Consider the following 11,385-nt stretch of genomic DNA (forward strand, 5'->3'; position numbering starts at 1 on the left):
CAACAACCGTGAAGAGGGCTTATAATGCCCTCCCCACAGGCCGTTATAATGATCAGCATGAAATACCGTGACTTACGCGATTTCCTCTCGTTGCTGGAGAAGAGAGGGGAACTAAAACGCATCAGCCAGCCGATCGATCCTTACCTGGAAATGACGGAGATTGCCGATCGCACCCTGCGGGCAGGCGGCCCGGCATTGCTGTTTGAAAACCCGAAAGGGTACGACATGCCGGTGCTGTGCAACCTGTTCGGCACCGCCAATCGCGTGGCGATGGGCATGGGGCAGGAAGACATCAGCGCGCTGCGCGAAGTCGGCAAACTGCTGGCGTTTCTCAAAGAACCGGAGCCACCGAAAGGCTTCCGCGATCTGTTCGACAAAATGCCGAAGTTCAAGCAGGTGCTGAACATGCCGACCAAGGTGCTGGGGTCCGCGCCTTGTCAGGAGCAGGTATGGCAGGGTGAGGATGTCGATCTGGGCCGTATTCCGGTGATGCACTGCTGGCCGGAAGACGCCGCGCCGCTGATCACCTGGGGGCTGACGGTGACCCGTGGCCCGCATAAGGAACGGCAAAACCTCGGCATCTATCGTCAGCAGGTGCTGGGCAAGAATAAAGTGATCATGCGCTGGCTGTCGCATCGCGGCGGCGCGCTGGATTATCAGGAGTGGTGCCAGGCGCACCCCGGCGAGCGTTTCCCGGTTGCGGTGGCGCTGGGCGCCGATCCCGCCACTATCCTCGGTGCGGTCACGCCGGTGCCGGATACCCTGTCTGAATATGCCTTTGCCGGGCTGCTGCGCGGCAATAAAACCGAAGTGGTCAAGTGTCTTTCCAACGATCTGGAAGTGCCAGCCAGCGCCGAAATCGTGCTGGAAGGCTATATCGAGCCGGGTGAAATGGCGCCGGAAGGCCCCTACGGCGACCACACCGGTTACTACAATGAAATCGACCAGTTCCCGGTATTTACCATCACGCACATCACCCAGCGTCGCAACGCGATCTACCACTCGACCTATACCGGCCGCCCGCCGGATGAGCCGGCGATCCTGGGCGTGGCGCTGAATGAAGTGTTCGTGCCGATCCTGCAAAAACAGTTCCCGGAAATCGTCGATTTCTATCTGCCACCGGAAGGGTGCTCGTACCGCCTGGCGGTAGTGACCATGAAAAAACAGTACGCCGGCCATGCGAAACGCGTGATGATGGGCGTCTGGTCGTTCCTGCGGCAGTTTATGTACACCAAATTTGTTATCGTCTGCGATGACGACGTCAATGCGCGCGACTGGAACGACGTAATTTGGGCGATCACCACACGAATGGATCCGGCAAGGGATACCGTTCTGGTGGAGAATACGCCGATCGACTATCTGGACTTCGCCTCGCCGGTTTCCGGTCTGGGTTCGAAGATGGGGCTGGACGCCACCAATAAATGGCCGGGTGAAACCGATCGCGAATGGGGCCGTCCGATTCAGATGGATGAAAAGGTACGTGCGCGCGTCGACGAAATCTGGGATGAGCTCGCAATCTTCAGTGACAGGGAACCGACGCTGTAGCGTCAGGCCCTGTTCTCAGCTTTGCATTGATGACCCGACAGAGGGAACGCATGACAATATTGAGCTGTAAAGTGACCTCGGTAGAGGCCATTACCGATACGGTTTATCGGGTACGTCTGGTGCCCGAGCAGCCGTTTTCTTTCAAGGCAGGGCAATATCTGATGGTGGTGATGGACGAGCGCGACAAGCGCCCGTTCTCGCTGGCATCAACCCCGACGCAGCAAGAGTACATCGAGCTGCATATCGGTGCTTCGGAGCTGAATCTGTACGCCATGGCGGTGATGGATCGCATCCTGAAAGAGCAGGCGATCACCGTTGACGTGCCGCATGGCGACGCCTGGCTGCGGGAAGAGGGCAGCCGTCCGCTGGTGCTGATCGCCGGCGGCACCGGTTTCTCTTACGCGCGTTCAATCTTGTTGACCGCGCTGGAGCAGCAGCCCGATCGCGACATTTCAATCTACTGGGGCGGGCGTGAGCTGAAGCACCTGTACGATTTGAGCGAGCTGGAAGCGCTGTCGTTGCAGCATCCGAATCTGAAGGTGATCCCGGTGGTCGAGCAGCCGGAAGCCGAATGGCGCGGCCGCAGCGGCACCGTGCTCAGCGCGGTGCTGCAGGATTTCGGTACGCTGGCGGAGCACGACATCTACATCGCCGGGCGTTTCGAGATGGCGAAAATCGCCCGCGAGCGTTTCTGCGCCGAACGCGGCGCGCAGGAAGCGCATATGTTTGGCGACGCGTTTTCGTTTATCTGACCGAGGCGATACGCAGTGAACGGGGTGGCCGAGGGTCGCCCCGTTTTTATTTGGGCGCCGGCAAACTTCAGGCATAAAAAACCCGCCCCTGACAGGCGGGAAGAACGGCAACTAAACTTGGCGGGATGCCGCGATTTGAAGTGGTGACGCGGTCATCCCAAGATAGACACAGCTAAACGCGTTCAAATACGGTGGCGATGCCCTGGCCCAGGCCGATGCACATGGTCGCCAGACCGAACTGTGCGTCGCGACGTTCCATGTTGTTCAACAGGGTGGTCGAGATGCGGGAGCCTGAACAGCCCAGCGGGTGGCCGAGCGCGATGGCGCCGCCGTTCAGGTTGATCTTGTCGTCGATACTGTCCATCAGCCCCAGATCTTTGATGCACGGCAGCGACTGGGCGGCGAACGCTTCGTTCAGTTCGAACAGATCGATGTCCTGCACGCTCAGACCGGCGCGTTTCAGCGCCAGCTTGCTGGCCGGCACCGGGCCGTAGCCCATGATGGAAGGATCGCAGCCGACGACCGCCATCGAGCGAATGCGGGCGCGGGCCTTCAAACCGAGCGCTTTGGCGCGCGACTCGCTCATCAGCAGCATGGCGGAAGCGCCGTCCGACAGGGCGGAAGAACTGCCAGCGGTGACGGTGCCGTTGACCGGATCGAACGCCGGACGCAGGGCCGACAGGCTTTCGACGGTGGTTTCCGGGCGAATGACTTCATCGAAATCGTAACGGGTCAGCACGCCGTCGGCGTCGTGGCCGTTGGTCGGAATGATCTCGTTTTTGAAGTAACCCGCCAGCGTCGCTGCATGTGCGCGCTGGTGGGAGCGGGCAGCAAACTCATCCTGCATCTGGCGGCTGATGTTGTGCATCTTGGCCAGCATTTCGGCGGTCAGCCCCATCATCCCGGCGGCTTTTGCCACGCTTCGGCTCAGCCCCGGATGGAAATCCACGCCGTGGTTCATCGGCACATGGCCCATGTGTTCCACGCCGCCGATCAGGCTGACGTGTGCGTCGCCAACCATGATGGCGCGCGCCGCGTCGTGCAATGCCTGCATCGAAGAGCCGCACAGGCGGTTAACGGTCACCGCCGGCACGCGGTGCGGGATTTCGGCCAGCAGTGCGGCGTTGCGGGCGATGTTGAAGCCTTGCTCCAGCGTCTGCTGCACGCAGCCCCAGTAAATGTCATCGATCTCGGCGGCGTCCAGCGCCGGGTTACGGCTCAACACTTCACGCATCAGGTGAGCGGAGAGATCTTCGGCGCGCACCTGGCGGAAGGCGCCGCCCTTGGAGCGGCCCATCGGCGTGCGTACGGCATCAACAATAACTACGTTTTCCATCTTTATGACCTCATGCCGGTTGGCGGGTAGCGACGTCGGACAGCGGTGTCGCCACCGGGTAGTAGCTTTCATTGCGCTCGGCCTTGGCGCGCAGACCGGCCGGCACCTGATACAGGGCGCCGAGGTGTGCGTAACGCTGGGCCAGCTCAACGTAGTTGGCGGTGCCGAGCGTATCCAGGTAGCGGAATGCGCCGCCATGGAACGGAGGGAAGCCGATGCCGTACACCAGTGCCATATCGGCTTCCGCCGGGCTGGCGACGATCTTCTCTTCCAGGCAACGCACCACTTCGTTGATCATCGGGATCATCATGCGCGCAACGATCTCTTCGTCGCTGATGGTCTGGCGCGGTTGGCTCACTTCGGCCAGCAGCGCATCGGTCTGCTCGTCGTTGTCCTTGCGCGGCTTACCTTTGTTGTCCTGGCTGTAGCGGTAGAAGCCCAGCTGGTTTTTCTGACCGAAGCGCTGGTTGTCGAACATCACGTCAATGGCATCGCGATAGTCTTTGCTCATGCGCTCCGGGAAGCCGGCGGCCATTACCGCTTGCGCGTGGTGTGCGGTGTCGATGCCCACCACGTCGAGCAGGTAGGCCGGGCCCATCGGCCAACCGAACTGTTTTTCCATCACTTTATCGATCTGACGGAAGTCGGCGCCGTCGCGCAGCAGCAGGCTGAAACCGGCGAAGTATGGGAACAGCACGCGGTTGACGAAGAAGCCCGGGCAGTCGTTCACCACGATCGGCGTTTTGCCCATGCGGCTGGCGTAGGCCACCACTTTGGCAATGGTCTCGTCGCTGGTTTGTTCGCCACGGATGATTTCAACCAGCGGCATGCGGTGTACCGGGTTAAAGAAGTGCATGCCGCAGAAGTTTTGCGGGCGCTTCAACGATTTTGCCAGGTGATTAATCGGAATGGTCGAGGTGTTCGACGCCAGAACGGTCTCTTCGCCGATCAGGTTTTCCACTTCCGACAGTACGGCGGCTTTGACCTTCGGGTTCTCCACGACCGCTTCGACGATCACCTGCGCGCGCTCGATGCCGGCGTAGTCCAACGTTGGTTGAATGGTCGACAGCACCTGCGCCATTTTCAGGCCATCCAGTTTGCCGCGTTCCAGCTGCTTATTGAGCAGCTTGGCCGCTTCGTTCATGCCCAGCGTCAGTGATTTGTCGCTGATGTCCTTCATGATCACCGGCACGCCTTTCAGCGCCGATTGGTAGGCGATGCCACCGCCCATGATGCCGGCGCCCAGCACCGCCGCCTGTTTCGGCGCGTCCACATTCTTGGCCAGCTTTTTCGCCTGGCCTTTCACGAACTGATCGTTAAGGAAGATGCCGACCAGCGCACGCGCTTCGTTGGATCGTGCCAACGGCACGAAGCTGGCGGTTTCCAGTTTCAGTGCCTCATCGCGGCCCAGCTTGGCGGCGGCTTCAATGGTTTTCACCGCGGTCATCGGTGCCGGGTAATGTTTACCGGCGGTCTGCAGCACCATGCCTTTGGCGGTGGTGAAGCTCATTGCCGCTTCGATCGGGCTGAGCTTCAGCGGCTCCAGCTTAGGTTGACGCGCGGCGCGCCAGTCCAGCTTGCCGTCGATCGCCTGTTGCAGCATTTTCAGCGCCGCTTCGGCCAGTTTTTCCGGTGCTACCACCGCATCCACCAGGCCGACTTTCAACGCGTCTTTGGCGCTGACGTCTTTGCCGGCGGCGATGATTTCCAGCGCGCTGTCGTTACCCAGCAGGCGTGGCAGGCGGACGGAACCGCCGAAGCCCGGCATGATGCCCAATTTGGTTTCCGGCAGGCCGATGCGCGCGTCCGGTGAGGCGACGCGGAAATCGGTCGCCAGAATGCATTCGCAACCGCCGCCGAGTGCATAGCCGTTAATGGCCGAAATGGTCGGTACCGGCAAATCTTCCAGCCGGTTAAAGACGTTGTTGGCGAATACCAGCCACTCGTGCAGCTTTTCAGCCGGTGCGGCGAACAGAGAAAGGAATTCGGTGATATCGGCGCCGACGATAAACGCGGCTTTGGAGGAGCGCAGCAGCAACCCCTTGAGCTCAGGTTGGTTTTCCAGCACGGTGAGCGCTTCACCCAGGCTGGCGACGGTGCGGGTGTCCAGCTTGTTGACCGAGCCTGATGCGTTGAACACCAGCTCGGCGATGCCGTTATCGAGCCAGTGCAGTTGTAATGTTTCGCCTTGGTAGAGCATGTCTATCTCCTGAATCAGCGTATGATCTGGTATGACCAGATGAAGAGGAGTGTGGTTTTTATGTTAAAAATATGCAAATGAGAGATTGCATATTTGCTGGTCGGATCACATGTCGCCAAGTTAGTTTTTTGATTTGAAACGAAGTTATATTTTATGTGCTATCGGCATTTGCTGGAGTGTGTCGGCACTCATACACTTGCTCGCAGCGATGAACATTCAGACGAGGTTACGCATGACTAAGGCGGCTTGTGTTAAACGCAGCGGCTTGTGGAGCATTCCCGCCAGAACCATGGCGCTGGCGTGTCTGTTGGTGTTTATGGCGCAAATGGCGACGACCGTGTATTTGCCTTCGCTGCCAACGGTGATGCGGGAGCTGGCGATGAGCCGGCGTGCCACCGAGCTGTCCATTTCAATCTTCGTCATCGGCGCCGCCTTGCCGGTGCTGTTTTGGGGCGCGGCCGCCGATCGCTTTGGCCGCCGCGCGCCCCTGACGCTGTCTTTGTTTCTTTTCATTGGCTGCAGCGGGCTGTTGGCGCTGTGCAGCAACGGCGCCCAATTGCTGACGCTGCGTGCGCTGCAGGGCGTGGGTGCCGGCGGTGCGGCGATCATCGCGCGTATCATCGTGCGGGATAACTGGAGCGGTGACGAGCTGGCGCGACGGCTGTCGGTGCTCTCCATCGCTTTTATCACCGCGCTGGGCGGCGGCCAGTTCGTCGGCGGCCTGCTCAGCCAATATTCACACTGGCAGATGGGCTTCGTCTTGATGGGCGCCACCGGTTTGGCCATTCTGGCGCTGATGGCGACGCTGCCGCTGGAGGCAGGGCGCGCTCGTGGGCCACGTCCGGCGATGGCGGCCACCTACTTCGCCATCCTGCGGCGGCCGGGATTTTTTTGGCCGGCCTGCGTCGGTGGGCTGGGTTTTGCCACCACGGTGACACTGCAGGAAGTGAGTCCGTTCGTCATGCAGCAGGGGTTTGGTCTCAACGTCACGGCGTTCGGCGCCCTGGGGCTGGTGATCGGCGTCGCCTACTTCAGCGGGGCGCTGACGGTGAACCGTACGGTGGCGCGTCTCGGCGGGAAAAAACTGATGCAGGCCGGCAGCGGCATCGTGGCGCTGGCGACGGCGGCGATCCTGCTGCTGTGGTGGAGCGGCGTCCTGGCCGGCCTTTCCGGTATGGCGCTGTTCATTGCGCTGTATTGCCTGACCATTTTTGGCCAGGCGGTGCTGTTTCCCAACAGCATGGCGATGGCGGTCAGCGATGCCAAAGAGTACGGTGCCTATGCGATGGCGCTGTGCGGCTTTCTGCAGCAGTGTCTGGCGGGCGTCGCCGCGGCCGGTGCGGTGTTGTTGGAACACCATGGCCTGTGGGCGCTGGCGATAGCGCTGCTCGGTTTGGGCGGCTGGTTAATGGTTAAGCTGCGGATGTAACGGCATTTGCAGGGAATTGCGAGCTGCTCCGCATGCCCAACGCGATGAGGTTGGAGCGTCGGAGCGCTGTGTTAAGATGACTTCTTTCGTGCTAAGGCATAAGGGTACTGTGATGGAAACGCTGGCTTCTTTGTATAACGACCACCTAGCAGAGCTGCAAAAACGCGCGCGCGAAGTGCTGGAGCGCAACAAGTTGGATGCGCTGCTGATTCACTCCGGGGAACTGCAAAAGGTATTTTTGGACGACCATAGCTATCCGTTCAAAGTGAACGCGCATTTCAAAGCCTGGGTGCCGGTGACGTCGGTGCCGAACTGCTGGTTGTGGATAGATGGCGTCAACAAGCCGAAGCTGTGGTTCTACTCCCCGGTTGACTACTGGCACAGTGTAGAGCCGCTGCCGGACAGTTTCTGGACCAAATCCCTCGAATTGATGCCGCTGGCCAACACCGACGCCATCGCGCAGCAGCTGCCGCCGCAGCGTGAGCGCGTCGGCTATATCGGTTATGCCCAACAGCGCGCCCGCGATCTCGGCATCCCTTCTGAGAACATCAACCCGAAAGCGGTGCTGAACTACCTGGATTTCCACCGTTCGATTAAAACCGGCTATGAGCTGGCCTGCATGCGCGAAGCGCAGAAGACGGCGGTAACCGGCCATCGTGCCGCGCATGAGGCCTTCCTCTCCGGCATGAGCGAATTCGACATCAATCTGGCCTACCTGACGGCGACCGGCCACCGCGATACCGATGTGCCTTACGACAACATCGTGGCGTTGAACGAGCACGCTTCGGTGCTGCACTACACCAAGCTGGATCATCAGCCGCCGGCCGAGTCCCTGAGTTTTCTGATCGACGCCGGGGCGGAATATAACGGCTACGCCGCCGATCTGACGCGTACCTATGCGGCGCAAAGCGGCAGCGAGTTCGCTCATCTGGTGAAAGATCTCAATAGTGAACAGCTGGCGCTGATCGACACCATTAAAACCGGCGTGCGCTATACCGACTACCATGTGCAGATGCACCAGCGCATCGCCAAGTTGCTCAAGAATCACAAACTGGTGAATGGCCTCAGCGAAGAGGCGATGGTTGAAACGGGCATCACCACGCCGTTCCTGCCGCACGGGTTGGGCCATCCGTTGGGCCTGCAGGTGCACGACGCCGCTGGCTTTATGCAGGATGAGCAAGGCACCCATCTGGCGGCGCCGTCCAAGTATCCGTTCCTGCGTTGTACCCGCGTGTTGCAGCCGGGCATGGTGTTGACCATCGAGCCGGGTCTGTACTTCATCGAATCTCTGTTGGCGCCGTGGCGCAGCGGTGAGTTCAAGCAGCACTTCGCCTGGGATCGCATCGATGCGCTGAAACCGTATGGCGGTATTCGCATCGAAGACAACATCGTGATCCATGAAAAGCGTATCGAGAACATGACGCGCGATCTGAACCTGGCCTGATGCGGCCGTACCCGATACCGGCGGAAGCAACCCGCTTTACCGAAGAAATAAAGAAGAGCCGTTTTATCACCCTGCTGGCGCCAACCAGCGGGGTAGAAGCGGCAAAGGCGTTTATTCAGCAGGTGCGGGATGAGCACCCGGCGGCGCGGCACCATTGTTGGGCCTTCGTCGCCGGTAGCCCCGATGACTCACAGCAGCTGGGGTTCTCCGACGATGGAGAACCGTCGGGCACCGCTGGCAAACCGATCCTCGTGCAGCTGATGGGCAGCGGTATCGGCGAAGTGACCGCCGTGGTCGTTCGTTACTATGGCGGCGTCAAGTTGGGCACCGGCGGGCTGGTGAAAGCCTATGGCAACGGTGTTCAACAGGCGTTGAAGCAGCTGGTGTTGGTAGAAAAGGTGCCGGAAGCCGAATATATCTTGCAGTGCGACTATGCGCAGTTGGCGCTGGTGGAGAACTTGCTGCAGCAAACCGCAGGTCGGATCCTGCAGGGCGAGTACGGTGCCGCCGTCGTGCTGCATCTGGCGTTGCCGGCCACCGAGGTCGAGCTGTTTGGGAATAAATTGCGTGATCTCAGTCGCGGTAATTTGCAATTAACCCCCATTTCGCAATAATTCCTCCCAATTGAATTGCTAAGGATCGTGCTGAAATGCATTTTCGCGCCATAACCCGTATCGTTGGTCTGCTGGTCATCCTGTTCTCCGGGACGATGTTTATTCCCGGCCTGGTGGCATTGATTTATCGCGATGGGGCGGGGCGCGCGTTCAGCCAAACGTTCTTCGTGGCGCTGACCATCGGGCTGATGCTGTGGTGGCCGAACCGCAAGCAAAAACACGAGCTGAAGCCGCGTGAAGGCTTCCTGATCGTCGTGCTGTTCTGGACCGTGCTGGGCAGCGTGGGGGCATTGCCGTTCCTGTTTTCGGAACGGCCCAATTTGTCGCTGACCGACGCCTTCTTTGAATCCTTCTCGGGATTGACGACCACCGGTGCGACGACGCTGGTGGGGTTGGACTCGCTGCCGAAGGCTATTCTTTTCTATCGCCAAATGCTGCAATGGATGGGCGGCATGGGGATCATCGTGTTGGCGGTGGCGATACTGCCGATACTCGGCGTCGGCGGCATGCAGCTGTATCGGGCGGAAATGCCCGGGCCGCTGAAAGATAACAAGATGCGTCCACGCATCGCCGAAACCGCCAAAACCCTGTGGCTAATCTATGTGTTGCTGACCGTCGCCTGTGCGCTGGCGCTCTGGGGGGCTGGGATGTCGGTGTTCGATGCCATCGGCCACAGTTTCTCGACCATCGCCATCGGCGGTTTTTCTACCCACGACGCCAGTATCGGTTATTACGCCAGCCCGACCATCAACACCATCATCGCCGTGTTCCTGCTGATTTCCGGCTGTAACTACGGCCTGCACTTCGCTTTGCTGAGCGGCCGCAGCCTGAAGGTGTATGGGCGCGATCCTGAATTCCGCATGTTTATCTTCGTTCAGTTGACGTTGGTGGTGGTGTGTACGTTGGTGCTCTGGGGACATGGCGTCTATAAGAGCGGTATGGAAACGCTCAATCAGGCGTTCTTCCAGGTGGTATCGATGGCGACTACGGCCGGTTTCACGACCGACAGCATCGCCAAGTGGCCGCTGTTCCTGCCGATGTTGTTGCTGTGCTCGGCGTTCATCGGCGGTTGCGCCGGCTCGACCGGCGGCGGCCTGAAGGTGATCCGTATCCTGCTTCTGTACCTGCAAGGTTCGCGCGAGTTGAAAAGGCTGGTGCACCCCAACGCGGTCTATACCATCAAATTGGGCAACCGTGCGCTGCCGGAACGCATTCTGGAGGCGGTGTGGGGATTCTTCTCTGCTTATGCGCTGGTGTTTATCGTCAGCATGCTGGCGATCATTGCCACCGGCGTTGACGACTTTTCCGCGTTCGCCGCAGTGACGGCAACGCTCAATAACCTCGGCCCCGGTCTGGGCGTAGTGGCGGATAACTTCACCACGATGCCGGCGGCGGCCAAGTGGGTCCTGGTGGTGACGATGCTGTTCGGGCGCCTGGAAGTGTTTACATTGCTGGTGCTGTTCACGCCAACCTTCTGGCGTGAGTAAGCCTGATATAAGGAGTAGGCCATGAAGGCATTGATACTTTATTCGAGCCGTGACGGGCAAACACGTGCTATCGCTTCTTATATAGCAAGCAAGTTGCAGGATACGCTGCGTTGTGAGGTGATCGATCTGCTGCAGGCAGAACAGGTCGATCTTAACCAGTATCAGCAGGTGATGATCGGCGCTTCTATCCGTTACGGGCACTTTAACCCGGCGCTGGATAAATTCGTCAAGCGTCATGCTGAGCAGTTGAATCGGATGCCGAGCGCATTCTTTGCCGTCAACCTGACCGCGCGCAAACCGGAAAAGCGTTCGCCACAAACCAACGCCTATACCCGCAAGTTCCTGTTGGCTTCGCCGTGGCAGCCAAAACAGTGCGCGGTGTTTGCCGGCGCATTGCGTTATCCGCGCTATCGCTGGTTCGATCGCATCATGATTCAATTCATTATGCGTATGACGGGCGGTGAAACGGATACCAGTAAGGAAGTGGAGTACACAGATTGGCAACAGGTCGACCGCTTTGCCCAGGAATTTAGCCAGATCCAGTACGAAAAGTGACAAAAACGCGGGTTTGGCCAGCG

9 protein-coding genes are annotated in these 11,385 nt (G+C 59.6%); 7 read left to right on the forward strand and 2 right to left on the reverse strand.

Annotated elements, in window-relative coordinates; genetic code table 11:
- Positions 1 to 48: 48 nt before the first annotated feature.
- Together ubiD and fre are read left to right on the forward strand one after the other, a co-directional pair.
- Positions 49 to 1,545 carry a 4-hydroxy-3-polyprenylbenzoate decarboxylase gene (gene ubiD / locus WA302_RS22980; RefSeq protein ID WP_099816950.1) on the forward strand — a complete coding sequence of 499 codons (1,497 nt, stop codon included), beginning with the start codon at positions 49 to 51 and terminating at the stop codon, positions 1,543 to 1,545.
- A gap of 50 nt (positions 1,546 to 1,595) precedes the next feature.
- A complete protein-coding gene (fre, locus tag WA302_RS22985; RefSeq protein ID WP_025304927.1) occupies positions 1,596 to 2,297 on the forward strand; it encodes an NAD(P)H-flavin reductase in 702 nt (233 codons plus the stop codon).
- Between the two features lie 172 nt (positions 2,298 to 2,469).
- Here fre and fadA read toward each other — a convergent pair whose 3' ends face one another.
- Both fadA and fadB read right to left on the reverse strand, forming a co-directional pair.
- Positions 2,470 to 3,633 (reverse strand): acetyl-CoA C-acyltransferase FadA, encoded by a 1,164-nt coding sequence (gene fadA / locus WA302_RS22990; RefSeq protein WP_025304928.1) that lies wholly within the window; start codon positions 3,631 to 3,633, stop codon positions 2,470 to 2,472.
- A gap of 10 nt (positions 3,634 to 3,643) precedes the next feature.
- A complete protein-coding gene (fadB, locus tag WA302_RS22995; protein WP_049203622.1) occupies positions 3,644 to 5,833 on the reverse strand; it encodes a fatty acid oxidation complex subunit alpha FadB in 2,190 nt (729 codons plus the stop codon).
- A gap of 232 nt (positions 5,834 to 6,065) precedes the next feature.
- On the opposite strand from fadB, the gene WA302_RS23000 reads away from it, so the two are divergent.
- The 5 genes from WA302_RS23000 (at position 6,066) to hemG (ending at position 11,362) form a co-directional block, all read left to right on the forward strand.
- The gene (locus WA302_RS23000) at positions 6,066 to 7,262 is read left to right on the forward strand and encodes an MFS transporter (protein ID WP_043137482.1); all 1,197 of its coding nucleotides are present in this window, start codon (positions 6,066 to 6,068) and stop codon (positions 7,260 to 7,262) included.
- Between the two features lie 112 nt (positions 7,263 to 7,374).
- Entirely contained in the window at positions 7,375 to 8,706 is a 1,332-nt protein-coding gene (gene pepQ / locus WA302_RS23005; protein ID WP_089196416.1) for a Xaa-Pro dipeptidase, read from the forward strand.
- On the forward strand, positions 8,706 to 9,320 hold the full coding sequence (locus WA302_RS23010; protein WP_336064760.1) for an IMPACT family protein: 615 nt from the start codon (positions 8,706 to 8,708) through the stop codon (positions 9,318 to 9,320). Before pepQ ends, WA302_RS23010 begins: the two co-directional genes overlap by 1 nt.
- Before the next feature lie 35 nt (positions 9,321 to 9,355).
- Positions 9,356 to 10,807 (forward strand): Trk system potassium transporter TrkH, encoded by a 1,452-nt coding sequence (trkH, locus tag WA302_RS23015; RefSeq protein ID WP_025304932.1) that lies wholly within the window; start codon positions 9,356 to 9,358, stop codon positions 10,805 to 10,807.
- Between the two features lie 21 nt (positions 10,808 to 10,828).
- Positions 10,829 to 11,362, forward strand: coding sequence for a menaquinone-dependent protoporphyrinogen IX dehydrogenase (gene hemG / locus WA302_RS23020; protein WP_043137471.1), 534 nt, complete (start codon positions 10,829 to 10,831; stop codon positions 11,360 to 11,362).
- The last annotated feature ends 23 nt before the right edge of the window (positions 11,363 to 11,385 follow it).

The organism is Serratia sp. 201 (assembly GCF_037027545.1).
In the GTDB taxonomy this organism is placed as follows: Bacteria; Pseudomonadota; Gammaproteobacteria; order Enterobacterales; family Enterobacteriaceae; genus Serratia; species Serratia bockelmannii.

Excerpts from the sequence above, each read along its gene's own strand:
- fre (WP_025304927.1), top strand. The coding sequence starts at position 1,596 with ATGACAATATTGAGCTGTAAAGTGACCTCGGTAGAGGCCATTACCGAT.
- trkH (WP_025304932.1), top strand. The coding sequence starts at position 9,356 with ATGCATTTTCGCGCCATAACCCGTATCGTTGGTCTGCTGGTCATCCTG.
- hemG (WP_043137471.1), top strand. The coding sequence starts at position 10,829 with ATGAAGGCATTGATACTTTATTCGAGCCGTGACGGGCAAACACGTGCT.
- pepQ (WP_089196416.1), top strand. The coding sequence starts at position 7,375 with ATGGAAACGCTGGCTTCTTTGTATAACGACCACCTAGCAGAGCTGCAA.
- WA302_RS23010 (WP_336064760.1), top strand. The coding sequence starts at position 8,706 with ATGCGGCCGTACCCGATACCGGCGGAAGCAACCCGCTTTACCGAAGAA.
- ubiD (WP_099816950.1), top strand. The coding sequence starts at position 49 with ATGATCAGCATGAAATACCGTGACTTACGCGATTTCCTCTCGTTGCTG.
- WA302_RS23000 (WP_043137482.1), top strand. The coding sequence starts at position 6,066 with ATGACTAAGGCGGCTTGTGTTAAACGCAGCGGCTTGTGGAGCATTCCC.
- fadA (WP_025304928.1), bottom strand. The coding sequence starts at position 3,633 with ATGGAAAACGTAGTTATTGTTGATGCCGTACGCACGCCGATGGGCCGC.
- fadB (WP_049203622.1), bottom strand. The coding sequence starts at position 5,833 with ATGCTCTACCAAGGCGAAACATTACAACTGCACTGGCTCGATAACGGC.